The sequence below is a fragment of the Nocardiopsis oceani genome (assembly GCF_054777395.1).
In genome coordinates, this window is sequence record NZ_BAAHAR010000041.1 from 47,308 (window position 1) to 73,833 (window position 26,526).

General features: G+C 68.5%; 25 protein-coding genes. 10 read left to right on the top strand and 15 right to left on the bottom strand.

Annotated features, from left to right (window positions below):
- Positions 1-58: 58 nt before the first annotated feature.
- The 4 genes from ACYVDG_RS23510 to betC form a co-directional block, all read right to left on the bottom strand.
- Positions 59-1,849 carry a siderophore-interacting protein gene (locus tag ACYVDG_RS23510; RefSeq protein ID WP_460757758.1) on the bottom strand — a complete coding sequence of 597 codons (1,791 nt, stop codon included), beginning with the start codon at positions 1,847-1,849 and terminating at the stop codon, positions 59-61.
- A 157-nt stretch (positions 1,850-2,006) separates the two neighbouring features.
- On the bottom strand, positions 2,007-2,654 hold the full coding sequence (locus ACYVDG_RS23515) for a hypothetical protein (protein WP_460757759.1): 648 nt from the start codon (positions 2,652-2,654) through the stop codon (positions 2,007-2,009).
- 97 nt (positions 2,655-2,751) lie between these two features.
- Positions 2,752-2,880, bottom strand: coding sequence for a hypothetical protein (locus tag ACYVDG_RS23520; RefSeq protein WP_460757760.1), 129 nt, complete (start codon positions 2,878-2,880; stop codon positions 2,752-2,754).
- Between the two features lie 74 nt (positions 2,881-2,954).
- The gene (gene betC, locus ACYVDG_RS23525) at positions 2,955-4,493 is read right to left on the bottom strand and encodes a choline-sulfatase (protein WP_460757761.1); all 1,539 of its coding nucleotides are present in this window, start codon (positions 4,491-4,493) and stop codon (positions 2,955-2,957) included.
- Positions 4,494-4,646: 153 nt separating this feature from the next.
- On the opposite strand from betC, the gene ACYVDG_RS23530 reads away from it, so the two are divergent.
- Positions 4,647-5,438 (top strand): SUMF1/EgtB/PvdO family nonheme iron enzyme, encoded by a 792-nt coding sequence (locus ACYVDG_RS23530; protein WP_460757786.1) that lies wholly within the window; start codon positions 4,647-4,649, stop codon positions 5,436-5,438.
- Between the two features lie 25 nt (positions 5,439-5,463).
- Here ACYVDG_RS23530 and ACYVDG_RS23535 read toward each other — a convergent pair whose 3' ends face one another.
- From ACYVDG_RS23535 to ACYVDG_RS23545, 3 genes are all read right to left on the bottom strand, one after another.
- A complete protein-coding gene (locus ACYVDG_RS23535) occupies positions 5,464-7,383 on the bottom strand; it encodes a BCCT family transporter (RefSeq protein ID WP_460757762.1) in 1,920 nt (639 codons plus the stop codon).
- A gap of 939 nt (positions 7,384-8,322) precedes the next feature.
- Entirely contained in the window at positions 8,323-9,378 is a 1,056-nt protein-coding gene (locus ACYVDG_RS23540; protein ID WP_460757763.1) for a flavin reductase family protein, read from the bottom strand.
- Positions 9,375-9,764 carry a hypothetical protein gene (locus ACYVDG_RS23545; protein WP_460757764.1) on the bottom strand — a complete coding sequence of 130 codons (390 nt, stop codon included), beginning with the start codon at positions 9,762-9,764 and terminating at the stop codon, positions 9,375-9,377. Before ACYVDG_RS23545 ends, ACYVDG_RS23540 begins: the two co-directional genes overlap by 4 nt.
- Positions 9,765-9,938: 174 nt before the next feature.
- Between ACYVDG_RS23545 and ACYVDG_RS23550 the strand changes: the two genes are divergently transcribed.
- The 3 genes from ACYVDG_RS23550 to ACYVDG_RS23560 all read left to right on the top strand — a co-directional run bounded on the left by ACYVDG_RS23550 (position 9,939) and on the right by ACYVDG_RS23560 (position 11,437).
- The gene (locus ACYVDG_RS23550) at positions 9,939-10,775 is read left to right on the top strand and encodes a sigma-70 family RNA polymerase sigma factor (protein WP_460757765.1); all 837 of its coding nucleotides are present in this window, start codon (positions 9,939-9,941) and stop codon (positions 10,773-10,775) included.
- An 84-nt stretch (positions 10,776-10,859) separates the two neighbouring features.
- Complete coding sequence (locus ACYVDG_RS23555; RefSeq protein ID WP_460757766.1) at positions 10,860-11,096, top strand: hypothetical protein; 237 nt, start codon at positions 10,860-10,862, stop codon at positions 11,094-11,096.
- 41 nt (positions 11,097-11,137) lie between these two features.
- Positions 11,138-11,437 carry a YdeI/OmpD-associated family protein gene (locus tag ACYVDG_RS23560; protein ID WP_460757767.1) on the top strand — a complete coding sequence of 100 codons (300 nt, stop codon included), beginning with the start codon at positions 11,138-11,140 and terminating at the stop codon, positions 11,435-11,437.
- 38 nt (positions 11,438-11,475) lie between these two features.
- Here the strand turns inward: ACYVDG_RS23560 and ACYVDG_RS23565 are convergent, their stop codons facing one another.
- Together ACYVDG_RS23565 and ACYVDG_RS23570 are read right to left on the bottom strand one after the other, a co-directional pair.
- Positions 11,476-12,624 (bottom strand): FAD-binding oxidoreductase, encoded by a 1,149-nt coding sequence (locus tag ACYVDG_RS23565; protein ID WP_460757768.1) that lies wholly within the window; start codon positions 12,622-12,624, stop codon positions 11,476-11,478.
- Positions 12,625-12,954 (bottom strand): twin-arginine translocation signal domain-containing protein, encoded by a 330-nt coding sequence (locus tag ACYVDG_RS23570; protein WP_460757769.1) that lies wholly within the window; start codon positions 12,952-12,954, stop codon positions 12,625-12,627.
- A gap of 415 nt (positions 12,955-13,369) precedes the next feature.
- Here ACYVDG_RS23570 and ACYVDG_RS23575 point away from each other — a divergent pair, with 415 nt between their 5' ends.
- From ACYVDG_RS23575 to ACYVDG_RS23600, 6 genes are all read left to right on the top strand, one after another.
- Positions 13,370-14,440, top strand: a complete 1,071-nt coding sequence (locus tag ACYVDG_RS23575; protein WP_460757770.1) for an ArsO family NAD(P)H-dependent flavin-containing monooxygenase — start codon at positions 13,370-13,372, stop codon at positions 14,438-14,440.
- A 33-nt stretch (positions 14,441-14,473) separates the two neighbouring features.
- Positions 14,474-14,695 (top strand): hypothetical protein, encoded by a 222-nt coding sequence (locus ACYVDG_RS23580; RefSeq protein WP_460757771.1) that lies wholly within the window; start codon positions 14,474-14,476, stop codon positions 14,693-14,695.
- Positions 14,696-14,703: 8 nt separating this feature from the next.
- The gene (locus tag ACYVDG_RS23585) at positions 14,704-15,375 is read left to right on the top strand and encodes a hypothetical protein (protein ID WP_460757772.1); all 672 of its coding nucleotides are present in this window, start codon (positions 14,704-14,706) and stop codon (positions 15,373-15,375) included.
- Positions 15,372-15,794, top strand: a complete 423-nt coding sequence (locus ACYVDG_RS23590) for a hypothetical protein (protein WP_460757773.1) — start codon at positions 15,372-15,374, stop codon at positions 15,792-15,794. The genes ACYVDG_RS23585 and ACYVDG_RS23590 overlap by 4 nt, the downstream gene beginning before the upstream one ends.
- Positions 15,795-16,230: 436 nt before the next feature.
- On the top strand, positions 16,231-16,428 hold the full coding sequence (locus tag ACYVDG_RS23595; RefSeq protein ID WP_460757787.1) for a helix-turn-helix domain-containing protein: 198 nt from the start codon (positions 16,231-16,233) through the stop codon (positions 16,426-16,428).
- Positions 16,429-17,928, top strand: coding sequence for a tyrosine-type recombinase/integrase (locus ACYVDG_RS23600; RefSeq protein WP_460757774.1), 1,500 nt, complete (start codon positions 16,429-16,431; stop codon positions 17,926-17,928). It abuts the gene before it with no gap.
- Positions 17,929-18,176: 248 nt separating this feature from the next.
- On the opposite strand, the gene ACYVDG_RS23605 is transcribed toward ACYVDG_RS23600, so the two are convergent.
- From ACYVDG_RS23605 to ACYVDG_RS23630, 6 genes are read right to left on the bottom strand one after another with little or no spacing between them, the layout of a single operon-like run.
- Positions 18,177-19,466: a benzoate/H(+) symporter BenE family transporter gene (locus ACYVDG_RS23605; protein WP_460757775.1), complete on the bottom strand. Its 1,290-nt coding sequence runs from the start codon at positions 19,464-19,466 to the stop codon at positions 18,177-18,179.
- Positions 19,463-20,716, bottom strand: a complete 1,254-nt coding sequence (locus ACYVDG_RS23610; RefSeq protein WP_460757776.1) for a xanthine dehydrogenase family Fe-S subunit — start codon at positions 20,714-20,716, stop codon at positions 19,463-19,465. The genes ACYVDG_RS23605 and ACYVDG_RS23610 overlap by 4 nt, the downstream gene beginning before the upstream one ends.
- A 4-nt stretch (positions 20,717-20,720) precedes the next feature.
- Positions 20,721-21,617, bottom strand: a complete 897-nt coding sequence (locus ACYVDG_RS23615; protein ID WP_460757777.1) for an FAD binding domain-containing protein — start codon at positions 21,615-21,617, stop codon at positions 20,721-20,723.
- Between the two features lie 6 nt (positions 21,618-21,623).
- Positions 21,624-22,403 carry an enoyl-CoA hydratase/isomerase family protein gene (locus tag ACYVDG_RS23620; protein ID WP_460757778.1) on the bottom strand — a complete coding sequence of 260 codons (780 nt, stop codon included), beginning with the start codon at positions 22,401-22,403 and terminating at the stop codon, positions 21,624-21,626.
- A 13-nt stretch (positions 22,404-22,416) separates the two neighbouring features.
- On the bottom strand, positions 22,417-24,891 hold the full coding sequence (locus ACYVDG_RS23625) for a xanthine dehydrogenase family protein molybdopterin-binding subunit (protein WP_460757779.1): 2,475 nt from the start codon (positions 24,889-24,891) through the stop codon (positions 22,417-22,419).
- Positions 24,892-24,894: 3 nt separating this feature from the next.
- Complete coding sequence (locus ACYVDG_RS23630) at positions 24,895-26,457, bottom strand: class I adenylate-forming enzyme family protein (protein WP_460757780.1); 1,563 nt, start codon at positions 26,455-26,457, stop codon at positions 24,895-24,897.
- Positions 26,458-26,526 lie beyond the last annotated feature (69 nt).

A 26,526-nucleotide genomic window follows, 5' to 3' on the forward strand; every position in this document is an offset into this window, starting at 1 on the left:
TCCGGTCCTTCACTACCGGCAGCTGGGCCCGCGGCCGCTGCGCGCGGCCACGGTGTTCTCAGGCATGGGCCACGGTCACGGTGCCGAACGGCCCGAAACCCCATCCGAGGGAGGGGTTCTCCACCCTGGAGGCCCCGGCCTCGCGCAGGAGCTCGCCGACGCGGTCGCGGGTACGCAGCACCGAACCGGTGACCGCGAGGCTCCGCAGGGCGTATTCGGCGGCGTGGTCGTCTGTGGGGGCCTTGTCAGCGGTACGTTCGGCCAGTACCAGGGCGGGTCCTGCGGCGAGCGCGGCCCGGAGCAGCTCCAACGCCGCCTCGTCACCGCGGCCTTCCAGCGCGCCGATGAGGACGGCGCAGTCGTTGTTCGGCCACGTGGCCTCGGCGGTGCCCGGCAGGTGCACGGTGCGCCCGCGTGCGATGTGCGAGGCGACGAACGGTGCGGCCTCCCCGCACACCGCGATGGTGCGTGCGTCGGCGACCGGGGTGAGCTGCGCCAGGGGTTCGACCACGAACTGGAGCTGGTCGGCGGCCCGCTCGTGGTGGGCGGCGTCGAGGGCCTCGTCACGGGCACGGCGCTCATGCCAGGAAGCGGTTCCCAGACGCGGCGACGCGCGGCCCGAGCGCACCACGTCGAGGAGGTCGACCAGCGCGAGCGCCTCAAGGTTGGCCGGGTTGTCGAGCGAGAGCGCTTCGAGCGGCGCGTCGTCCATGAGGATGCCGCCCCGGGCGGTGTTGCGGTACCGCTCACCGTCCCGCTCGACCAGTCCCAGTGCCTGCATCGCGTCGAGCAGGGGAGCGAGGTGCTCCGGCGTCGCGCCGGTCTCCCGGGCGAGTTCGGCGAGGGTCGCGAAGCCGTGGCTGATGAGGGGGGCGATGCCGAGCGTGACGGCCACGCGTGTGACGATCGGCGGCGCCAGCTCCGTCATCTCGTGGACTTCGTGGAGCAGTTCCTTCGAGGTCTTCTCGGCGTCGCCGGCCGCTTCGGGGCCGGTCCGTTCCGCCTCGTCGCGGGGCGCGGTGTCCTCAGCCCCGGCTGTCTTCGGGCGCCGCCAGTATCCGACGACCTCGACGTCCTCCTTGGGAAGCCCGAGGTCCTTGCGGAGGTAGCGGCGGATGGGGGCGATCGTCATGGCCTCACCGCCGACCCACGCGTAGACGCGCAGGTCCGGCAGTGCCACGTCCCGCACGGCGTCGAAGAGCTGCGGGCTCGTGCCCGCGGGGGTGTCACCGCGCACGAGCCAGTCGATGCGGATATCCGCCGCGGTCGGGATGTCCTGGCGGTCGGCCTCGGTCGGGACCTCGACGATCACGCGTCCGCGCGTGCCTTCGGGTGCCTCGGCCAGCCAGCGGCCGATCGCCGGCAGTGCGGTCTCGTCGCCGACCAGGAGGTGCCACTCGGCCTCGTCGTTGCGCATCGCGCACGTTTTCGGGCCCGCGAAGTAGATCTCCTCGCCCGGCCGTGCACGGTAGGCCCAGCCCGCGGCCAAGCCGTGGTCGTGGCGGACGAAGTCGACGTCGAAGGTGTTGGTCTCCGGGTCCCACGACCGCACGGTGTAGTCCCGGGTACGGGTGAAGGCGTCGGGGTCCCACGCGAACCGGTTCTCCTCCTGTGTGCCGATATGCGGCACCGTACCGTCGGCGTGCGGGACGACGAGCTTCACGTGGTCGTCGAAGCCGTCGGACCGGAACGGAGGGCGTTCGTAACCCGCACCCATCATCCCGGGGGTGAGATCCTCGCCGGTGAGCGTGATCCGGCGCGTGTTGGGCGTGACGTCGACGACCCGGGCCACCTCAGCACGGCGAAGCACGATGGGGTGGATCTGCAGGGGCCGAGAGGTTCGGGGCACGTGAACTCCTGAAAGAAGCCTGAGGTGAATTCAGGTGAGCCTAACCTAACCCTATTCTCGGCGACAAACTGCACCAAGGCGTCGTTGGCGGTGCCGCGACGACTCGGGGCGTGGACAGCCGCTGCAGTGGTCGAGTCGCCCCCGGGCGCCTGCGCGATCAGGCCCGTGTCACCGGTTCCGGTGCGGCTGACCGGAACGCGGAGACCGTCCCGGCCAAGAGGCCCGCCAGCCCTCCGGCCCCGGTGACGACCCCACTCACGAACGGCACCCAGTCGGGGTGGCCAGCGGCGGTCATGGCGAGGCCGACCGCGCCGAGGACGGTCATGAACGTGGCGGCATGGAAGATCACCCGCATGCCCCAGTACCAAGCCAGGGGGAAGAAGTGCAGGCCGACCGCGAAGGCGATCCAGGCGACGTTGGCCTGCATGGGCCAGTCAAAGTGGCGCAACAGCTGGATTCCGCCGACGATCAGCACGATCTCCAGGGCGACCACGACGAAGTAGAAAGGGCCGAACCGCATCACCGGGTCGCGCGCCTCAGGTTCGGTACCGTCCGAACTCCTTGCGGGGCCGCTCTCCGGACCGCCGCTCGGGCGACGGCCCGAACCGCTTCCAGGATCCTGTTCGACGGCACCGGACCTCCGGCGCTCGGTCGCGATGACCATGGCGGCGATGGTGACCACGGCGACGATCGCGAGGCTTCGCAGGACGAGCGCGACGGTCGGGTGGAGCGGTGGTCCGGTGTTGAGGAGGACGAAGGCCAAGCAGAAACCGGTACCGATCAGAATGCCGATGTATCTGGTCATGGCGGAAAAGTACCCTGGGCCCATGTAGCGATGTCGGTGCCGGTCACGATGACCTCATCCGGTCAGCAGGCAGGCCCCGACCGCCAGCTCGATCCCTTCACGGTCCGGCGTGACCCGCGGCCGGGGCGGGCGTGGGCACGTCCGCCAGTTCGAGGGTGTCCGGCCCGCCGAGCCCCACTGAGCGACGGCCCGCGTCGGAGGCGTCACCGTCGGGAGCCCCAGCCATGGCGCAGGCGCTCGAAGCCGCAGCAGGGCGAGGGCCGGGCCACCACGAAGTGGTGAACCCGACCCACGTAGGGCTCACCTCGAAGGGTCGGAGATCTTCCCGTAGCCGAGCGCACTCCAGAAGTCGCCACGTACGTAGCGCTGCTCAGGCTCAGGATCGAAGTCCCAACGGCGCACCCGCCCCTTCTGCAGCGCCTCGGCCACGAGACGGCGGCTCGCCTGGCTCGCGAGCACGTCGGATTCCAGGTCGGGGAGGTCGTACCGGGCCCCGAGTGCCGCCCGCATCTCCCGGACGGAATCCGCGTACTCGGGCTTCTCGGCACGGTTCTGCAGCTCATCCGGGTCCGCCGAGAGATCGAAGAGCTGCACCGGATCGCCGGGGCACACCACGAGTTTCAGGTGCCCACGCACCAGTGTCAGCTGGGGCCGGAACGTGCCCTCGGCGAGGTACTCGATCACGATGTCGCGGTCCGCGGGGGACGCTTCGCCCGCGCGCTCCCGGCGGGCAGTCTCGAGCAGCGACTGCCCGGCCTGTTCACTTGCGGCTGGAGCCCCCGAGAGCTCCAGCAGGGTGGGCATCAGATCGAGCAGGCAGACCGGGTTGGCGAAGCGGCCCTTCGGTACCAGGTGCTCAGGCCCGTGCACGATCATCGGGACCCGCGAAGACTGCTCGTACGGTGACATCTTGTACCAGAGGCCCTTCTCACCCAGCATGTCACCGTGGTCGCTCGTGACGATGATGACGGTGTCGTCGGCGAGACCGAGCTCGTCGACGCGCTCGCGAATGCGGCCGATGTGGTCGTCGATATAGCTCACCGCGGCGTAGTACGCACGGCGGGCCCTGCGCACCTCGTCGATGGCGGGCTCCCGCTTGTCGAACCCGCTCATCGCCCGCAGGCGGTGGCTGTGCGGGTCCTGCTCAGGGTCGGGAACCTCGGGATGGGCCGGATCAGGGATCCCGTCGTCGGCGAACCGGTCCCAGTGCTCGCGTGGCGGCTCATACGGATCATGCGGGTGAATGAACGAGGTGACCATCAGGAAGGGCAGATTCTCCCCCGCGGCCTGGTTGGCACGGACCCTGTCGTTGAGGTGGCGCAGGGTTCGGAATCCGACCTCGTCGTCGAAGTCCTGCTGCACCGTGGCCTTCGATACACCGGCGGTGAACACCGCATCTGCGTCGTGGTACCACTGGAGCCGATCCTCCAGGCGGCGATTCCAATCGGGGACCATGTCGAGATCGGCCGGGTAGACGTCCGTGGTCAGCCTCTCCTCGAAGCCGTGCTGCTGATCCGGCCCGATGAAGTGCATCCGCCCGATCAACGCCGTGTGGTATCCGATAGCCCGCAGCCGGTGGGCAAAGGTCGGTTCGGAGGCCGCGAAATCGTCTCCGTTGTCGTAGCAGCCGAGAGCTGAGGGCATGCGGCCGGTCATCATCGACGCACGCGACGGCGCGCACAACGGAGTGTTGCAGTACGCGCGGTCGAACACCGCCCCCTCTTCGGCGAGAGCATCGGTGTTCGGGGTCTTCGCCGCCTGGTCACCGTAGGCACCGAGAGCCTGCGGTGCCATCTGGTCAGCCTGGACGACGATGATGTTCGGTCTATTCTGAGTCATGGTTCTTCCTTGCAGTCATACGGAACAACGGGGTGTGGATTGAGCTGCTGTGGTCCCCCGCGCGGGACGACCAGCCGGCGGCCGGGGGCCGTGGAAGGCGCCGAAGCCAAGGTGCTGGGGCGGCTTGCTGCCGCTGCCGCCGACGAACTGCGCATGATCGGCCTCGCAGGAGGCGCGTTCCTCATGGGCTGCTCGGACCGGTTCGCCTATCCGGAGGACGGAGAAGGACCTGTTCGCGAGGAGCGGGTAGGGCCGTTCGCCATCGCGCCGACGACGGTGACGGTGGCCGAGTTCGCCGCCTTCGTGCTCGACACCGGGTACTGGACCGATGCCGAGAAGCTGGGGGATTCCCTCGTGTTCCAGGGCCTGCTGCCCCAGAGGCTGCGCAGCAGTGCCCCGGCGGTCGCGCAGACGCCGTGGTGGCGCCAGGTCGAGGGTGCCTGCTGGCATCAGCCCGAAGGCCCCGGATCCTCGGCGGAGACCCGCAGCGGACACCCGGTCACCCATGTGTCGCAGCGGGACGCAAGAGCCTATGCCGAGTGGGTCGGTGCCCGGCTTCCGTCGGAGGCCGAGTGGGAGTTCGCGTCGCGCGGCGGACTCGAGCAGCAGCCCTTCCCCTGGGGCGCCGTACGGGAACCCGACGGGGCGCCCCGCATGAACACGTTCCCCGGTGACTTCCCGGACGGCCCGACCGGCCCGGTCGGCACCGTGCCCGCCGCCGCGTTCGAGCCCAACGCCTACGGCCTGTACAACACCACGGGCAATGTCTGGGAGTGGACCAGCGGCGTCTTCGACGGGACCGACGGACGGCCCGTGCTGCGGGGCGGATCCTACATGTGCCACGCGTCGTACTGCCTTCGATACCGCACGTCCGCGCGCACCGCAGCGACCGCGGACACGACCCTCGGCCACGCCGGCTTCCGCCTGGCCCTCGACGCCAGCTGAACGGCACGGGCCCAGGGCGATGACGTCAGCGGCCCTCACGGTCGGCCTCGGTCTCCGGTGCCCCGCCGCGAGGGTCTTCCTCTGCCGCCGCGGTCTGTTCGGAAGTGATCTCTGAGATCTCACCGGTGACCGCGTCATAGCCGTCGGCCCATTCCCCGGTTGCGAAGTCGTAGCCGACCGGTTCGCCCTCTTCATTGGTGCGCTGGTACCACTCGGTGTAGCTGCCGTCGGTGGAGTCGATGGCGGCCCCGGCACCGCCCCCGGGCCGGGAGCCCACGACCTTCAGTGAGAAGTCGTCGCCGTACAGGTCCACGCCCTCGGTCACGGCGTTGTTCACTGCCGTCTCGACATAGCGCATGCGCAGGGCCAGGGGATCGGTGCGCAGTTCCCTGAACCACGCGATGATGGCGGCGAGCAGCACGAGTGCGAACGGCACAGCAGTGACGATCACGAGTTGCTGCAGACCTTCCAAGGCCATCGCATCGCCGAGAAGCAGCATCACGATCGCGATTCCCGACATGACCAGGCCCCAGAAGACGACCACCCAGCGGCGGGGCCTCTGATCTCCCTGCGTGGTGAGCATGCCCATCACGACAGACGCGGAGTCGGCGGCAGTGATGAAGAAGATCGCGAGCACCAGGATCACGAGATAAGGCAGCCACTCGACATACGGGAGGTTGCCGATGAGGGTGAAAAGCACCTCCGGTGCGGGCATGTCGTCTGTGAATCCGTCCGCGCCCTCCCGGTACATCCAGATGGAGGTGCCGCCCATCACTCCGTAGGCGACGAAGAGCAGCGCCGACGGAATGAAGATCGTGCCGAGGGTGAACTGGCGGATGCTGCGACCGCGGGAGATGCGTGCCAGGAAGATGCCCACGAAAGGCGACCAGGAAATCCACCACGCCCAGTAGTAGACGGTCCACAGCGATTGGAATTCCTGGGTTTCCGGACCCCACGAGAGTGATCGGCCCATCATGTCGAACAGGGAGCCGAGGTACTCCATGATCGCCGAGGGAAGCAGGTTCAGGAGGAACAGTGTGGGGCCGAAGAAGAGCACCACCGCAATCATGCCGATGGTGAGAACGATGTTGGCGTTCGACAGGTACCGGATGCCCCGGGCGACGCCCGAAACGGCCGAGACCACGAATCCGACGGTCAGAATCGCGATGATGACGACCAGAGTGCGGTTCGTGAGCTCCCCGGCACCCGACACGATCGTGACGCCGGCACCGATCTGCATCGCCGCGATACCGAGAGCGGCGGCGGTGCCGAAGAGCGTTGCGATGATCGCGAAGATGTCGATGAGCTTTCCGGCGAAGCCCTCGGTGAGGTTCTTGCCGAACAGGGCGCTGAAGATCGAGGACATGAGCAGGGAGCGCCCGCGGCGGTAAGCGGCGTAGGCGACAGCGCCGCCGACCAGTGCGTACATGGCCCACGCGTGGAAGCCCCAGTGGTAGTACATCTGGGCGAGTGCCGTGTGCATGGCCTCGACCGACTCCGGCTCGTTGGTCAGCGGCGGCGGTGAGACGAAGTAGCCGAGCGGCTCAGAGGGGCCCCAGAAGAGGACCGCCACACCCAGGCCGGCGGCGAACAGCATGGCCGTCCAAGAGAACGTGCTGAACTCGGGTTCTTCACCGTCCTTTCCGAGCGGGATCCTGCCGTAGCGCGAGAACGCTATGCCCAGGAGCGAGACGAGCACGATGATGGCCACGGCATTGAACATCCAGCCGAGGTTGTCGGTCGACCAGTAGAAGGCCGTCTCAGCGACCGCGGCGACGCTTTCCGGTGACGAGATTCCCCAGGCGACGAAAGCGACGGTCAGCGATCCGGTGATCGCGAACACGAGCCAGTCGACCCGGTAGCGGCGGCGCTGTTCGTCGATCGCGATGCCGGGTACGAGGACCGGGTGCGTGTCGTGGGGATACCTGGGATGCCGGTAGTCCAAGCTTCCCCACGCGCTGGAACCCGTGCGGTGCCTCGGGTTCGAGATCTCCTTATTGTCTTTGTCGTCCGTGTGCCGCTTCTGGCGTTGTATCGGCGGCTCTCCGCCTGTGGACGAGTTTTCGGGCATGACAAAGACAGCCTCCTCATGGGTCTGCAAGAAGAGGTGCGGATCAGGCCTGAAATGGCGTGACCGCACGATGAGAAAGGGAAGTGAAGGGCTTGAGAAGCCGACGATTATTTCCGCAGGGTTCCAGTGGAATTAGTAGCTATTGCTGTCTGGGGTGCTACGGAAGGACATGCACGCATATCTGCATGCATGTTGGTGCCGGGAAGCGTCGGTCGCCGTTCTTGGCGATGTCGATTCAGTGGCCCGGGGCGCGCTTACTTACGGCTCTCCGCCCCACCAGCCGATTGCTACGCCTGCCCACGAATCGTTCTCGTGGCCGATCGTGTCAGGCGAGCCGTGAGAGCTGGTCGGGTCACTAAGGACGGCTCGGATTTCAAGGCGCTTCGTGAGCCCGCCGCGCTTGGGCTGGCGCTGCACCAACGATGCGAATTCCGACATAACTAAATATAGTAACTGCAATGCTGGACTCTGTCAACTTCTCGAGTGGGAATCTATTGTTCAATTCTCCTTTGATCGCTTGGGTTCAAGGTGGCGGCTTTCGCTGTTGGGTGAGGGGTGTATTCCGCTCGGCCTTGGATTCGAAAAGGTTTTCTGGGTAAGTATTTCCCTCATGCCTTGCTGAGGGTCCATGGAGGCGTGCCGATAATCCTGGGGTGCAGGCACGAGCGGACAACCGGGTCCGGAACACCCGGGTAGTCGCCTGACGTCCCGGGCAGGGCGAGGCCCGGTCTCCAGCCTTCGACAGTTCATGCGGTGAGGTACACCCGCCGGTATGCCGTCCCGGGACAGGGCACGTGTGTGCGGACGGGACGGTCAGCCGCGGACCGGCCCGCCAAGCACTCGGAAAGTACGGCCTTCGTACACCAGGGGGCTCCCGCCTTCGGGGCTTCCCGCGTCGTGCACTTCCGACGCGGTCAGGAGACTGTCGCCGACACGGAAGCGTCCGACGATCGGCCCCCGGAGCCAGGAGACCGTGCCGGGCAGAACGGGGCGGCCGAGCCCGGGGGTTCGCTCCGCCCGCACCCGCACCCGCACCCGCACCCGCACCCGCACACCGTGCGCCTCTGCCCACTGCGTGTACGGGTCGACCGACCCCGTTCCATCGCTGAGTACGAGCACCGAGGGGCGGTGCTCGCTGGTGCGGGCCGTGGTGTTTCCGTAGGGCCCCCGCGCCGGGAAGACCGGTGCGACCGCGATCGCGCCGGCCACGGCGCCGCCTCGCTCCACGGCCGTCCGGGCGGCCAGAACCGCACCGGCACCCAGACCGACCACGACCACCGGGGTGGAGAGCCGTGTCCCGCCGGCCTCGTCGACCGCGTCGGACACCGTCCGCATGGCAGCTTCCCTCCCACGCCACACCGCGGTCTCCGGTGCGACCTCGACCGGTGAACAGGCTGCCAGGACCCGGCACCGCGGAACCCGCCGCCACAGATCGGCCTGGAAGGCCCGGGGCAGGGGACCGTTGCCGTGCAGTGTGACCACGGTCAGGTCCGGTTCCTCCGGCATGGTGATCCACTCCGGGGAGCGTTCGGGCGCGGCGGGTCGTTCTGCCCAGCGGGCCTCGGCCCGGGCACGCAGCTCCGAGCCCTCGGGCAGCTGCCAGACCTCGGACAGGGACGAGTCGTCCAGTAGGGCGGGTGCCCACCAGCCGCCGGAGCGCTCGCTGTCGAGCAGCCGCCGGAGCGCCTGTACCGGGACGCCGTCGAGCCCGTGGCACCCCGCGATCACGTAGTCGCACCAGAACGCGGTGACCGGCTCCACCCGGGCCGAGGCGGTCGCCAGGGCGACGGCCTCCCCGGTCCGCCCCTCGGTCGTCGCCGCGCGGATCCCGGAGACCAACACGTCGGCGCGCTCCTCCTCGCCCCTCACGGCCGCATCGCCATCTCGTGGAAGACCCCGTCCGGGTCGTGGTCGGCGAGGACCCGATCGATGCGCGCGGTGTCCCCGTAGGCCTGCTCTCGCAGGTCTCGGAAATCACCGAAGCCCGCGTGGAAATTGCCGTAGATACCCAGCACCCCGGTCTCCCGCACGGCGCGCCCTAGGTCCTCGCACCAGGCGACACAGAGGCCGTCGCCCTCCGGGCCGCTCCACTCGGCCTGGACGGTGAGCAGGAAACGGGCCCGCCGGTGCGCGAATGCCGTCGCGCGGTCCTCACCGTCGGCGACCGCACCGCCCAGCGTCCGCAGGGTCGCGTAGGCACCGTCCGGACACGTGGGTTTCCGACGGGCCGCCCTCCGCGGGTAGGTGTCCTGCATGGTGCGGAATCGCCAGGGCAGGCGACGGCGCCCATCCAGACCAGGGCGTGGCAGCGGGCCGTGGCGCGGGAGAGCGGAACCGGAGAACCGCCTTCGTGACCGACGCTTCCGGTCACACTCGCGACGGCTCGTTCGTCATCCGAGCAAGGACCGCGGAACGGAAGGATGATCGATATGTGCCAAACGGAGGTCTTCGAACGGGAACGGCCGCGCCTAGCGCGTCTCGCAACCAGCGTGCTGAATGACCACGCCGAGGCCGAGGACGTCGTGCAGCAGGCCTGGCTCCGGTTGGAACGCTCCGACACAGACATCGACTGCCTACCCGCGTGGCTGACGACGGTGACCACCCGGCTGTGCCTGGACCGGCTTCGTTCCCGAGTCCCGGTGGCGGTGGCCGACTTCGAGGTGGAGGAGGCCGCACCCGACGTCGCGGACGAGATCTCACTGGCCGACACGGTCGGCGTCGCCCTACAGGTGGTGCTGGATCGGCTCTCGCCGCAGGAGCGCGTGGCGTTCGTGCTGCATGACAGTTTCGGTTTCGAGTTCTCCACCATCGCCACCATCCTCGACACCACGCCGGGGGCGGCCCGCAAGCTCGCCTCACGGGCCCGCGCGAAGGTGCGCCAGCCGTCCCCCGAAGACCAGCTGGCCAACTGGCAGGTCGTTGACGCATTCATGGCGGCAGCGCGCAACGGCGAGTTCGAGCGCCTGATACGACTCCTTGCCCCCGAGGCCGCAGTGACCGCCGACGCCGCCGCCGTCCTGGCCGGCACACCGGAGCGGATCAACGGTCGTCACGAGGTGGCGACGTTCTTCAACGGCAGCGCCCACGCTGCGCTCCCGGTCTACATCGACGACCGGCCTGCCGCCGCCTGGTTCCACCGGGGGGAGGCGAAGGTCCTCTTCGATTTCACCCTGCTCAACGGCGTCGTCAACGGCATCACGTTCCGCGCCGAGCCTGAGGTGCTCGCCCGGGTGTCGCGCCGCGACGGCGCAGAACGACGCTCCTGACGCCGGCGGCGGTCACACTCGCCGCCCGCCACTCGTCAATCAGATGAACGGCCGCGCAACCCGTCACCATCGAAGGGACCGAACATGAAGACGATGACCTGCCGCCAGCTGGGGGGACCCTGCGGGCTCGCGCACTGCGGAGATAGTGCCGACAACATCATCAAGGCCCACGATCGCCACCTCAGGGAAGCGGAGAAGGCCGACGATGTGTCCCACCAGCCAGCCCGTGACGCAATGAAGAGCCGCTGGCGCCACCCGAAGAAGTCGCTCGACTGGTATCGCGAGGTGAAGAACACCTTCGCCGGCCTTCCCGAGAGCTGAAGCCACCCATCGACGACGTGCGTACCGGAAGCGAGAGCCTCATGACCTCGAAGACGAGCCCGACGACCGCCCCCAGGGACAGGCAGGAAGTGCCCGGGGGAGTGGTGCACCAACTACCCACAGACCTGCGCGAGGCACTCATCGGCAACACATCGGCGCTGACCGCCTGGCAGGACATCACACCCCTGGCCCGCAACGAGTTCATCTGCTGGATCGAAGACGCCAAGCAGGAGACCACCCGTCAGCGCCGCATCCGCATCGCCGGGGAGAAGCTCGAGGACGGCCAGCGCCGACCATGCTGCTGGCCCGGATGCAAGCACCGGGAACGGACCGGAAAGTAGGGACGTGTGCCTTCTCCCGGTCGATGCCGACGCAGCCGTCAGCCCGGCGGGATGTTGTGCGTGAGCCGGAACATGTTCCGGCTGTCGACATCCGACTTCACCGACACCAGGCGTTCGTACACTTCGGGGGCGTACGCGCGCTTGACGTCCGCCGGATCCGCCTCGTCGCTGGACAGGAAGTTGACGTAGGAGCCGCCGGTGCTCCACGGCTCCATGGACTCGACGAGCAGGGCGGCGTAGTCGCGTACCTCCTCGACCTGCTCGGGTGGCGCGAGTCCGATGGCGAAGAACGTGAAGGCAGCGTCGCGGTGCCCCACAGCACTCGGTACCTCGGGTTCCCGCCCCAGGGCGCCACCGAGCTGCCGCACCTCCACCAAGGCCATCGGCGAATACGACCCGGACCCGGCCAGGTCGATCATCGTCTCGATGGCCTCGTCCGGCAACTCACCTAGGAGGCTTGTCCGCTCGTAGGCCGGGATCGGCCCCTCCGGGTCGCTGTGGATGAGGTCCCAGTCGGTGTACGGCATCTCTTCGACGGTGTCCAGAAGGAAGGGAGCGACCTCCCGGAGCGGCGCCACGAGCCTGGCACCTTCCGCCGCGTCTCCCACGAACGACACCCGCACACTCACCACGAGCCGACCACGCACCGAGTCCGGTAGCGGCGCGTCCGGCGGGACCTGCAGGAACGCCGCCGAGGTCGTCACGCTCTCCGGTGCCCCCGCCGCCCAGTCGCGCCAAGCCGGCAGCACGTCGGCCGCCGCCTCGGCGGGGTACAGGATCGCGCCGGCGTAGAGCGTCCGGACGCTGAAGAGCCCGAAGTCGAGCGACGTGACGATCCCGAAGTTGCCCTTCCCACCCCGGGCGGCCCAGAACAGGTCCTGCTCGCGCTCCGGCGTCGCCACCCGCAACTCGCCGTCAGCGGTCACGATTTCGAGCCGCGACACGTGGTCCACGGCGTAGCCGTGCAGTCGGCCGAACGTGGGACTCAGGCCCCCACCGAGCGTATAGCCGACGGCCCCGACGCTCACCGATGAGCCAACGAGCCCCGCCAGACCGTGGGGAGCAGTGGCCTCCGCGATGGGACCCCACTGGGCTCCGGGGCCGACCCGCACCGACGAGGACCGCTTGTCCACCCGGATCCGATCCATCGCCGCGGTCGAGACGAGGATGCCGCCGTCGAAGGACACCTATGCCTGGTGCCCGGTCGCCATCACGCACACCGGCAGGTCATGACGTCCCGCGTACCGCACGGCCTTCTGCACGTCCTGTGCACTGCGGGCGAGGACCACCGCTTCCGGCCGGCGCGTCACCGTGGTGTTGAAGCCGGCCACCGCCCCGTCGTAGCCGTCATCCCCCGGGTACAGCCAGTTGTCCGGTCGGCCGGTCCCGTACGCGGGGGTTCCGGTAGCACCCAAAACACCGGCGGCGCCCAGCACCCCGCAGGCCCGCAACAGGGTTCGCCGGTTGATGTCCTTGCTCGCCGGGGACTGGCCTCCACGATCGACCTGTTCCGTCATGCACACACCTCTGCACTGTCGCGGGGCGCGCCTACGGCCCCTTCCTGACAACTCATCGCCGAGCCCGGTCGCGGGCAACAGTTGAGGATTCCTTCGCGGGCGCCACGCTCGGGCGACAAGGTGCATCGGTCCGGTACGGCGACGCACAACTCCAGGGGGCCGACCGCCAGCTCAACCTTGGGCGTCACACGAGTTTGACGACGGAACGAGCGCCGTTCAAGCAACGCACCGGTGATACCTGGAACGAGTGATGGTGTGAGAATGAATCGCCCCGGGACTGTCTCCTCCTGACCGGCAGCAGCGAGCGCACGGACTACAACCTGTCGTTGAAACTCTAGGGACGGTGGGACCCGGCCAAGAACCGGTCATGTGCTTGGGATACTGTGCGTCGCTCCGATGACCTTAGGAGGACATCTTGGACACGCCCGTGCGCGTCGTCGACGTCGCCGTCATCGGCGGCGGCCCGGCAGGGCTGGCAGCCGGGTACTTCCTCCGGCGGGCAAACGTGGACTGCGTCATCCTCGACGGGCAAGGGGGGCCGGGCGGGTTCTGGAACGGGCTCTGGAACGAGTACTGGGACTCCCTGCGGCTGATCTCCTCGGCCGAGCACAGCTCTCTGCCGGGATGGCCGATGCCGAAGGAACCGGGACAGAACTACCCTTCGGCACGGCACGTTGCCGACTACCTGGCCGAGTATGAGCGCCGCCACGACCTACCCGTGCGCCGTCCGGTGACCGTGAGCGAGGTGCGCCGCTCCGAGGGGGCGCTGGAGGTGGTCGGTTCCACGGGGACGTGGCGGGCCCGGCACGTGGTCAGCGCGACCGGGACCTGGCGGCGTCCCTACACGCCTGACCACCCTGGCCGGGAGCTCTTCGAGGGTAGGCAGCTGCACACAGTGGACTACCGCCGCCCGGAGGAGTTCGCCGGGCAGCGGGTGGTGGTCGTGGGCGGCGGAAACGCCGCGGCGCAGCTTCTGGCCGAGCTTTCGGAGGTCGCGCACACCACGTGGGTCACCCGGCGCCCTCCCCGCTTCATGACTGACGACGTGTACGGGCGTGTGCTGTGCGACACGGCCACCCGCCGCGTCCAGGGCGGTGGAACGGACGGGAGCGCCGACTCCCTGGACGATATCGTCATGGTGCCGAGTGTGCTCCGAGCGCAGGAGCGGGGCGCGCTCAAGGCGCGGCCGATGTTCGAGCGGCTCACCCGGACCGGCGTGGCCTGGGCCGAGGGCGATGAATGGGCGGCCGACGCGGTCCTGTGGTGCACGGGGTTCCGTCCGGCCCTGAACCACCTGGCTCCGCTGGATCCGTTCGACTCCGACGGCCGGATCCCCGTCGACGGGAACTGCTGCCTCCGAGAGCCATACCTGCACCTACTCGGCTACGGCGACTGGACCGGGGCCGCCTCCGACACGCTGCTCGGAGCGGGCCACACCGCCGAAGCCGCCGTCGGCCGGATCGTCGAGGACCTGAACCCACGATAACGGGCCGCCCGTGAAGGGGTCCGCCGAGAGTGGGTGGGAGAGCTCCACGAGTTTCGCATGATCGGCGGCACCGGGTGGGACTTGGACCTCAACAGCGTCTACAACTCCCGTGATCTGAACCTAAAGTGGAAGCAGTCCATGGGAGGCGACATCGGCCTGGTCCTACTTTCGGAGTTCGAAGCCGACTACTACCAGCACGATCCCGCATCGACACCCGTCGATGCGTTGGTTCCGAGTCTCTGGAAACTCCGGTAAGAAACAGGGTGGGCATCGAGTTGGAGCCCAAGTGGGCTTCCATCGCCCGTTTCAACCTGGAAACCGCAACCGTTCAGGGCGCCGCCGGCCAGGGGCGGGTGCACACCGGTGAAGGTGCCGAGGTCGCCACCGGCCTGGCCGCCACCCCGTTGGCGGGCCGGGTGGGGTTGGTGCTGACCTCGCCCCCGTACGGGTCGATGACCCACGGCCAGGTCCGCTCGGCCAGGGACGGGGCCCAAGGGGTGGAAAAGCACGCCCACCGCTACTCCCGCGAGAGGGACCGGAGGGCGGCCAACCTCGCCTATCAGAAACCCGAGAAGCTGGCGGACTCCTTCACCCGCATCATGGCGGCCTGCCGCACCCTGCTCGCGCCGGGTGGGGCGGTTGTGGTGACCACCCGCCCCTACCGCACCCACGGTCGCCTGGTTGATTTTCCCGGCCAGGTCGCCGAAGCGGGTCGGCGGGCCGGTCTGGTGCAGGTGGACCGGTGCGCCGCTCTGTTGTGCGCCCTGCGCGAGGGCGAGATCGTCTCGCGGACCTCGTTCTTCCAACTCATGGAGACCCGCAGGTTGCGCAGAGCTGAGTGGCCGGTGCACGTCATCCAGCACGAGGACGTGTTGGTGTTCACCAACCCCGGCACAGCAGAGCAGACCATCATCGAGGAAGGACGGGCGGCATGAGGCGAAACCACCACGAGCACCAGGTGCCGGGCGAGCAGGTGCACCCCCGCCCGCCGGGGGTGTTCCTGCCCGAGCCGGACTTCTTCACCGACGCCGCCAGTCCTGACCTTCGGGCGCGCATCATCGCGGACATGCGCAGTCTGGCCGATTTCCTGGCGGAGCGCCCCGACCTGCCGATGAGCCCGCACACCAGCGTGGACGTGTCCTATTTCCCGCGCACCTGCACCGACCAGGCCGCCTTTGCCGAGGTGGTCGAGGCCGGGGCCCGCCTGGGCCGCATTCCGGCGTGGGAGGGCGAGCACTACGTGGTCGAGCACCACCGGGGCGCGGGCCGGTACCGGGTGGTGGCCATCCCGGAGGCGGTGCGGGCGCGCTACCGGGCCTGGCTGTCCTACACCGGGCACGTGGGCCAAGACTAGACCGGCGGCCCGTGGTCGGGCGGTGCCGTCCCTGACCAGGGTCCCAACCCCGGGGGCGGGGCGGGGCGGCGTGGGGCCTGTGTGGTCCCACGCCGCCCCACCGCCCCGGGGCCGGTCCCTGGGAGCCGTACCAGGGGTTCGGGCCCCGCACGGGGGCGCTGGTGGCCACGGACAGTGAAAGCGACATACCGCCCGATATCGGGTGGTGGTCTGTGTGGCGAAGGGAAAATCCGGTGGGTGTGTTGGTCAATCCGCTTGCACTTCTCGGCGAGGTCGAGCGTGGATGCGTGGTGCCCCGCACGATGCGGGGCCGCGCACCGCAAACGTGCAGTTCACAGGTGGTGGGGAGGTGGGTTAGGTGAGGTCGCTTGCTCCGGTCCGGTTGGACGAGGTTGGACGGTTGCCGGTGGTGTTGGACCCCGTTACGGCTGGGCGGATGCTCGGCTTCGGGCGCACCACGACCTACCGGCTCCTACGCACGGGGGCCTTCCCGGTTCCTGCCCTGCGAGTGGGTCGCAGCTGGCGGGTTCCGACCGCGGGGGTGCTGGCCCACCTCGGGCTGGAAGCCATCGCCACCTCGGGTGGGTGTGGGTGGTGTGGTGCGCGCGTCACCACGAGGGACGAGGCGAGGTAGATGTCGGCACACGAAGGAACGACCTATAAGCGGTGTACGTGCCGGGACGTGCTCACCAACCGGATGTTGGGGGTGAGGTGTTCCAAGCTCACACGCAAGGACGGCTCGTACGCCCCCGGCCACGGGCACTGGGCTTTCCAGTACGAGCTCCCGCGCACCTGGCGGGGCAAGCGCCGTCAGGCCCGCCGTATGGGGCTGGCTTCCCAGGACGAAGCCTTGCGGGAGCTGGGGCAGGTCAAGGAGTTGTTGAAACTGGCCGAGGACGAGGCGGACCTGAAGGTTCAGGTCGCTGACCTGATCCAGGCTGCGCTGAAGAAACGGCAAACGCTGCCTAGCGTGGCCGAGGTGCGCAAGCGTCTGGGAACGGGTGCCGATGTGCTCAAGGAAGCCCCCACCGTGGGGGAGTTCCTCACCGGGTGGGTGGCATCCAAACCCGACCTGGCCCAGGGCACCCGGGCCTCCTATGAGGGGCACATCCGCAAGTACCTGGTGCCGCACCTGGGTCAGGTCCGCCTGGACCGGTTGAAGTCGACCCAGGTCGAGGCGATGTTCGACTCCATCGAAGCGGACAACGTGCGTGTGCTGGAATGCAAGGACTCCGAGTATCCCCGGGTACGAAAGTCGGTGCGGGGGCAGCGGGTGGTGAGTCTGTCGACCAAACACCGCATCCGCGCCACCCTGCGCAGCGCGCTCTCGGATGCGGTGCGCAGCCCGGAGGAGCCGGTGATGGTCAACGCCGCCTCGCACGCCAGGTTGCCCTCGTGCGCAAGGAAGAAACCTCTGGTGTGGACCCCCGGCCGGGTGGACCAGTGGCAGAAGGACGGCACCGTGCCGGGGGAAGTGATGGTCTGGACACCGCAGCAGACCCGCACCTTCTTGGAACATGCGAGGAAGTACGCGTGGTTGCACCCCTTGTTCCACCTGATCGCAGTCAAGGGCCTGCGCCGGGGCGAGGCGGTCGGCCTGCCCTGGTCCAACACCCGCCTCACCGATGCCGAGGCCGATATCCGCACCCAGGTGGTGCAGCTGTCCTGGACCACGTTCACCTCCACCCCGAAAAGCGAGGCGGGCCAGCGCACCATCACCCTGGACGCCGACACCGTGCGGGTGCTGCGCACCTGGAAGAAGTTCCAGAACCAGGCCCGCCTGAAGGCGGGGCAGGACTGGTCGGATTCGGGGTTGGTGTTCACCCGCCAGGACGGGACGGGCTGGCATCCCTCGCATGTGAGCGACTGGTTCGCCCGCATCACCCGGGCGGCCGGACTCCCACCGATCACGCTGCACGAGCTGCGGCACGGGGCGGCGTCGATGGCGCTGGCGGCGGGCACGGACGTGAAGGTGGTCTCGGCCGAGCTGGGCCACTCGACCACGCACTTCACCCAGGACACCTATCAGACGGTCTTCCCCGAGGTCGCGAAGTCCGCGGCCGAGGCCACCGCCGCGCTGCTGCGAGGCACAGCGGCTCCTGCCGGGGCGGGCACTCTGGTTCCGGTGCGGTAGCCGGTACCGCTGAGCACACCAGGAGCCCCATGAGGGCCTCCGGCCCCAGGTGGGGATACGGGTTCACCGGTCCTGGCCTGGGGTTTCCTCGTGGCCGGGCTGGGTTGACCATCGGACCAAAGGTCCGATGGAAAGAGGTGTTGAGGGGCGTCCGATGTCATCAGTTCCGCTCCGGTGCAATTGCGGTCACCGCTTCCAAAAGCGATGGTGGAACGCCTCCATCGCCATGGAAGTTCGGCCTCTCGGCTTCACTTCGTGGGTTGCCGCGTCTCACGATCACGGAAGTGGCTGCTCTCCAGTACCAGGGAGGCGAGTACACCGCCCAACAACGCCCAGAATGGCGCCGAGATCCCGAACGCCGTCACGTCGCTCAACGCGATGACCAGTGCGAAGAAGGCGCCAATCTGGAATCGGGTGCCCTTGAATGCGCCCTGCAAAGACGTGACCAGCACGGTGATCATCGCCAGTCCCGCGACGGCCGCGACGAGCTCACCCGGCAGCGCTGTGATCACACCTACGGCCAGCCCGGCGAGGGCACCGAACGACCCGAAGAGCACGCCGTTGAGCACGGCCCCGGTGTATCTGCTCTCGTGAGGACCACTCTCGGGGGAGGCGCAGATGGCCGTCATCGGCCCGGCCATGTTCGTGTTGTGCCCGCCGAACGGCGCGGCCAGCAGCCCGCCGACTCCGCAGATGATAGTCATGGCGTTCATCGGCGGGCGGTACCGCTCTGTGAACAGGACACCGATGGCCTGGGCGTTCTCGGCGCCCATCGCCAGGACGGCGAGGGGAATGGCCACCGCGACGATCACCCCGATGTCGAAACTCGGCGTGATCAGCGCCGGGGCAGTCAACTCCACGGCGGACTCGCCGCCGCCGATGGACCCTGTGGTGGCCGCCACGATCGCGCCGCACACCAACCCGGCGAGCACGCCGGGGACACGGGGTAGGAACCGCGTCGACACCAGGAAGCCCGCTAGGGCGGCGATCACGATCCAGGGCGCTTCGAACGCGGCGTCGATGACGTCGATGGCGAAACTCATCAGCGCACCGGCGATCATCGCCATGATGATGGGCAGCGGCAGCCACGACATGACCCGCCGTACCGCACCACTCACGCCCAGGAGGAAGACCAGGAGGCTGGCGACGATGTAGGCGCCGACCATTTCCCCCATCGTGTAGGAACCCAGCACACTCACGACCAGGACCGCTCCGGGGATGCTGAACGAACCCACGATCGGTTGGCGGTAGTACGTGGCCATGATCAGGCTGACGAGTCCGCCGAAGACGTAGATCGCGAAAATCCAGGAAGACGTCTCCACCGGGCTCAGGCCGTTGGCCTCGGCGCCGTTGATGACGATCAGCGCCGGTCCCGTACAGCCGAAGACCGCGGAGACCACGGCGCTTCCCGCCGAGGCGAAGGACGTGCGCCTCGGCAGCTCACGTACGCCTCCCACGAACCCCGGTCCGCGTTCGATGAGCCGCCGACGCCCTTCTGGGGGAGGTTGCTGGTCGGAGTGTTTGGTTTCTGCACTCACTTTCCGCGCCTTTCTCCTCGGTGGAACAGGGAACGGGCCTTGGCTCGGAACGACTGCGCCATGAGGCTCAGCGCACTGGGCGCCGACACGTTCCGGGCCGGCGCGTTACCCGTGGCCGCCACCTCTTCGAGCGCCTCTGTGAACTGTTCGAACATCCTTCGGCTGATGTCTCCGGCCAGTGCCCGTCCGAACTGGGCGATGCGACCGGTGAGGTACACGTCGGCCCGTGCGCGCAGCCGCATCCCGGTCTCGGTGCGCGCAGTGGTCAGGGTGATGTCCCCCTGGGTTCGTGCCCCTCCGGCGTCCTCTCCCTGGGCCAAGGCTCGCAGCTGCCCGTCCGCGCGGTCGTGCGCAAGTATGTGCGCCACCCCTCGGAAGGAGAGCTTGACGGGGCCGACGGCGACCCGGGCGCGTCCGCTGTAGCGGTCGTTGCCCAGTTCGTCGGTGAGCTCGGCTCCCGGCAGGCAGCTGGCGAGCGTGCGGATATCGTCCAGCACGCGCCAGAGCTGTTCCTCGCTCACGGCGAGGTCGTTGGTGATGTCCACCGAGACCGTGGGGTCGGAGTCCGGGAGCTCGATGCGGATGTCACTGAGCGCGGCATCCCCCGCCGCCTCCGAGTCCTCTCCTGTACCCGAGGGGAGGCCTCCGCCGGCCGCGCCCCGTCCGAGCAGGGTTCGCCGGGCACAGTTGCCCGGTCCGGGTATTCCATCAGGGAGCCGTGCCGCCTCGGCGACCGAGCTGACGATGTTGCGGTAACCGGTGCAGCGGCAGATGACTCCGGAGAGTTGCTTCGGAAGGTCCTCCTCCTCGACGTCGGGCTCGTGGGAGAGGAGGTCGTAGGAGCTCATAAGGAACCCGGGTGTGCAGAAACCGCACTGGAGGGCGTGGTTGCGACCGAACGCCTCCTGGAGCGGGTGCAGGTCGTCGGGGCGTCCCAGGCCCTCGACGGTGACGACCTCCGCTCCGTCGAGCTGGCAGGCGAACAGCAGGCACGCGCGGGCCGCGTCACCGTCGACCAGTACCGTGCACATCCCGCAGACCCCGTGCTCGCACCCCACGTGGGTACCGGTGAGCCCGAGATTCTCGCGGAGCGCGTCGGACAAGGTCATGCGGGCCGGTACGTGCAGTTCCACTGGGGTCCCGTTCACGGTGAGCTGTACCCCGACCTCCTGCCCCGCCTCGGCGCGGACGGGCCGTGGTCCCCGCCCGGCGGACCCTTGGGATGTCGGACCCGGCTCGGTGGTACTCATGTGCTCACCCCTTGGAACCGCGTCCCGCGCGGCGGTAGGCCCTGACCAGCTCACGAGCGGCCAGGGTGCTGAAAAGTCGTTTCCGGTAACCCTGGGAGCCGTGCGCGTCCCCCTCGGTGTCCACGACGTCGTCGGCCAGGTCAAGCACGGACGGAACGAGCCGACCGATAGCCTCAGCCTCGGTCCCGGAGGACGGGTCGGCCTCGGCAAGCACCGCACTGGCGCCACGCGTCACCGGGCGGTCGGAGACGCCGAAGCCGGTGAGTACTGCGTCCGTCTGCCCGTCATCGGTTCGGGTGACGCGTACGGCCACCCCGGCGAGGGCGAAGTCTCCGTGGCGGCGGGCGATCTCGGCGAAGCCGAACCCGTCGCGGTCGCCGGCCCGGGGGAACCGCACAGAGCGCAGCAGCTCGTTTGGTCCCAGAGCGGTGGTCATCGCCCCGGTGAAGAAGCCGCGGGCAGTGACGTCCCTTTCCCCGTTCGGGCCGGCGAGTGTGAGGACAGCGTCCAGGCAGCACGCCACGGCGGGGAGCTCAGCCGCCGGGTCGGCATGCGCCAGGCTGCCGCACACCGTTCCCCGGCTCCGGAGCTCTCGGTGGCCGATCCAGGGTAGGGCCATACGCAACAGGGGCACGGTGGTGCCGAGCGGATCACGCTCCATCCTGCGCTGGCGGACGGTCGCGTCTATCCGCAACCAGCCGTCCTCATCGACTAGCGTGGAGAGCTCGGCTATCGCGTTCACATCAACGAGCGTGTCGGGGCGTGCCAGACGCATGGCGAGAACCGGTACCAGGGACTGTCCTCCGGCGATGATCTTGCCTCCGCCATCGGCCGCGAGAAGTTCGGCTACTGCGTCCTCGACGCTCGCGGGCCGTACGTAGTCGAACGGAGCCGCCTTCACGTCCCGTCACCGCCCCTGGAACCGGGGCGAGCGCTTCTCGGTGAACGCCGCCACACCCTCTGCGAAGTCCTGGCTGGAGCGCAGCATCGAGTAGGCCTTGCGCTCCAGTTCGATGCCGGTGTAGAGCGGGCCGTCCACACCTTTGTCCAGGACTTCCTTGGCCGTGCGCGCAGCGAGCGGTGAGAAGCCCAGCAGCTTGTCCACGAGTGCCTCCGTGGCGTTGTAGAGTGCCCCGGCGTCCGGGTGCACCTGCGCGACCAGCCCCCAGTCACCTGCTTGCGGTGCCTTGATGCGCTCGGCGGTCAGGACGTGGTACTTCGCCCGGGACAGCCCGATGAGCCGGGCAAGCCGCTGGGTGCCGCCGGAGCCGGGGATCATCCCCAGCCGCATCTCGGGCAGCGCGAACTCACTGCGTTCGGTGGCCAACCGGATGTCGCAGGACAGGGCCAGTTCCAGCCCGACGCCGAAGCAGTAACCGTCGATCGCGGCCACGACCGGCTTTGTGCTGCGCGCCGGTGCGGTCACGTTGTGCCCCAGGTCGGTGAAGTCGACCGGGTCGACCTCCATGAACCCGGCGATGTCCCCGCCCGAGGAGAAGTGCTTCCCCTCGGCCTGCACGACGATGACCTGGACGCGCTCGTCGGCTTCGATCTCAGTGAAGCGCTCGGCCATCACCTGACGTGTCTCCCAGGTGATGATGTTGTAGGGGCCGTGGTCCAGCGTCAGGTAGGCCACGCGGTTGTCGTGCCCGTGGTGCAGCCGGATTTCGCCTCCGGTGAGTGGCATGTCAGTGTGTCCCTTAGTTGGCGGTGATGGTGTCGGGGTCCGGGGTGTTCCGGGGGGACGTGCCCTGTGCCGCCTTGTTGAGCAGCCTGTGCAGCACGTCGCCGTGGAGTGGAAGGGAGTCGATGCGCACGCCTTGCGGCGACAGCGCGTCCGACACCGCGTTGGCGACGGCTACGGGAAGGCTCATGCTGCTGCCCTCCCCGCACCCCTTCGCGCCGAGCCTGGTTAGCGGTGACGCCGTCTCCATGTGGTCGCTGTGCAGCGTGTAGTCGGCCTCCGCGCTGGTCGGGCAGAGGTAGTCCATGAACGTGGACGCCATCGGCTGGCCCGCGTCGGAGTAAGGCATGTGCTCGTACAGAGCCCCGCCCAGCCCGTGCGCGAGCGCGCCGTGTACCTGACCCTCGAGGAGGGTCTTGTCGAGGATCGTTCCGGCGTCGTGCACGGTGTAGACGTCGGAGAGCTCGATCTCCAAGGTTGCGGGGTCGATGCGCACGACAGCGAGTTCGGCAACGAATCCGTAGCAGAGGCTGGAGTTAATCCGGTCGTCCCGGCTCGCGGACTTGGATTCGGGTGGAGTGAACGCGGCCTCCTCGTACAGGCGTGCCGACGTCCCGTCCGGCAGGGCACCTGGATCCCAGTGCACAAGCCCTGCCGCGTGCCGGAACTCGACGCTCCGATCGGGATCCGAGCACAGCCGGACCCGTCCCCCCGAGAGTTCGACGTCCTCGGGGCCGGCCTCCAACAGGACCGCTCCCGCCACCCGAACCGTGGCGGCGAGCCGTTCGGAGGCCTCCACCAGCGCACTGGTCAGCAGCGGCGCGAACCGGGAGGAGTAGCTACCCGAGCTGACCGTCCACGGCGTCGTGGCGGTGTCCATCTCCACCACCGGCCGCACCTGCCGCAGTGGCAGCCCGAGCTGTTCGGCGACGATCTTGCGTGCGACGGTCGCGTGCCCCTGCCCCTGGGGAACGGTGCCGAGCAGTACGGAGACGACCCCGTTGACGTCCGCACTGACGCGCACGTGCTCGGTCGAACCGGACTTGCCGCGCCCCTTCGCCCTCGTCTCGGCGGGGGTGGCCAGGCCCACATAGCCGATGTTGGTCGCGGAGGGGTCGACGATCGCGGCCATCCCGATCCCCAGGTACTCCCCGTTGGCGCGCGCCTCCCGCTGCTGTTCACGCAGAGCCTTGTAGCCGGCGTTCTTCAGGAGGAGTTCGAAGGCCCCCGGGTAGTCACCCGAGTCGTAGACACCTCCGGTGGGTGTGGCATACGGCATGGCCTCGGTCGGAACGAAGTTGCGCCGACGGACCTCGGCCGGGTCCAGGTCGAACTTCACGGCGATCTCGTCGATGAGCCGCTCCAACCCGAAGTACAGCTGCTGGCCACCGAACCCCCGGTTCAGCCCGGTCGGGGTCTTGTTGCTGACCACCGCGCGCGAACGCAGCTCCACGGCCTCGATGCCGTAGGCCCCGGTGATGTTGCCGAAGCAGCGGTAGAGCGTGCTCGGTTCCGGCGGGCGCAAGTAGGCGCCCACGTTGTCCACCAAGTCCACTCGCAGTGCCCTGATCCGGGCGTCGGCGCCGAGTGCCGCCTCGAAGGACATCGACCGGTCGGACCCGGCGGAGCTGGCGGTCAGGTGCTCGATACGGTCCTCGGTCCACCGGACGGGGTGGCCCGCGTGCCTGCTGGCCAGGGCCAGCAGCGCGACGTAGGGGTAGATGCCGGCCTTGATCCCGAAGCTGCCCCCGTTGTCCGGCGGGACGATGAGGCGCACGCTGGAGGCCGGGACTCCCAACGCCCCCGAAAGCACGGGGACCATGGAGAACGGGCCGTGGAAGTTGGCCCAAGCGGTGACGGCGGGGCCATCCGCTTCGTCTCGCCACTCGGCGATCACGGAGTAGCACTCCATGGGGGTCGAGGAGTACCGGGGGAACTCGTAGCTGCCCCGCACCGTGCGTTCCGCGTCGGCGAACTCCTCCTCGATCGGGCCGAAGGTGAACGTGCGGTCGGTCGCGACGTTGCTGTTCGCCTCGTCGTGTAGCAGGGGAGCCTCGGGCTCGAGCGCACTATGGGTGTCCACCACGGCGGGCAGCGGATCGTAGTCGACGTGAACCAGCTCGGCGGCGTCCTCGGCAGCATAGCGGTCCGCGGCCACCACGATCGCGACCGGTTCGCCCACGAACCGGACCTTGTCCGTGCCGGTGGGGTAGTAGGACATCGGTGTCGTCACCGAGAGCGGGAAAGGGCGCAGCGCCTCCAGGACCTCGGTGGGGCCGACCACAGCCGCCACTCCCGGCCGGGCTAGTGCCCGGCTCGTGTCCACGCCTCGAATGCGCGCGTGTGGGTGCGGACTGCGCACGATGGCGGCGGTGAGTGTTCCGGGCAACGGGTCGATATCGTCCAGGAAGCGGCCCTGGCCGCATAGCAGGGGCGGATCTTCGATCCTGGCGGTCACGGGATCGGTGTTCGCTTTCGGGCTGGTGGCCATGCTTTACCTCTCCCTCCCGGTACGGGCCTCGGCAAGGGGCGAGTAATCGCCCGCGGTGAGTTTGCGGCGCAGGATCTTCCCGACGGCCGACTTGGGGATCTCCGGTACGGCCACCAGGCGCTTGGGCCGCTTGAAGGAGGGCAGCGGGCACTCCTCGCGCAGGTAGACGGTGAGCGCCTCGACGGCGTCCTGGGGTGCCATTCCGGAGCGGGGGACGATAAAGGCGGTGGCCGCCTGGCCCCAGCGGTCGTCTGGCAGGCCCACGACCGTGACCTCGGAGACAGCGGCGCAGCGCACCAAGGCGTCCTCGATCTCGTCCGGGTAGAGGTTCTCGCCACCGGAGTTGATCATGTCGTCGACCCGCCCGCTTACCCACAGGTCGCCGTCCTCATCGGCCACGGCCAGGTCACCGGGGAAGTACCAGCCGTCCCGGATGCTCTTGGCGTCCGCGTCGGGACGCAGCCAGTAGCCCGTGAACGCCTCGGGGCTGTCCATGCTGGCCGCGATCTGACCGGTCTGGCCGGGTTCGACCAGCTCGTCGGCGGTGGCGCCCGGTTCGGGTGAGACGAGCCGCACGTGGCCGAAAACCCCGGCTCGGCCCGCGGACCCGGGCTTGGCGACCACGTCCGGGCCGATGGTAAAGGTGTAGAGCTCGGTGCTGCCGTAGTGGTTGACGAACGACTCGGGATTGACCGCCTCGGCCACGCCCGCGGCCAGCGCCGGTGTCATGGCCGCCCCTGCGTAGGCCAGGTTGCGCAGCGACTTGGCCTGGTCGAGCTTGCCGGTGCGTAGCAGGTCCCAATAGAGAGTGGGCACCAGGTAGAGGGAGTTGATTCGCTCGTCGTGGATCAGTTCCAGGCACTCATCGCTGTTGAAACGCACCTGCGGGACCCAGGTGCCCGCGCTGACGACGCTAGCCAGTAGTGTCCGCAGACCCATCGTGTGGAACATCGGCATCACGCCGAGCGTGCGGCTAAAGCATCCCAGACCGGTTTGCACCAGGTGCGCCACAGCCGCCTGGTGCTCGGCGTAGTGGGTGCGGGGCACCCCCTTGGGGCGTCCCGTCGTACCAGAGGTGTAGAGCATGACGCTCACGTCGGAGTCTTGCAAGGCGACATCAATACGGCTGTCGCCCTGTCTCTGGGCAAGGTGTTCTACCGTGCCGCTCTCCGGGATCGCCCCGTTCGTGCTGGAGTAGACGTGTGGTACCCCCGATTCCCGTATGGCCGGGTCGGCTGAGCCGGCCATACGGGAATCGGTGATCAGCAGGACGGGGGCGGCGTCCTTAAGGCAGTAGGTGAGTTCATCCGTGCCGAGCCGGAACGACAAGGGGACGGAGATCGCGCCGACCTTCTGTGCCGCCAGGTGCAGGCTCGCCAATGGCTCCCCACCGGCCAAGAGTAGTGCGACTCGGTCGCCCCTTCTTACTCCCCGATCCAAGAGAACTCTTGCCAGCTGGTTGGTTCGGGAATCCCACTCCCGATACGTCATCGGCCGGGCGCCGCCCACCGCACGACGATGCGGGTACCTCTCGGCAGTCCAGCTCTGCACCGTTCCCAGGTCCATGAGCACTCCTCTGCGGGGGTTTCACCATGACAGTATGAAACATACGGTCTGTTAAGTACGGTTGGAAAC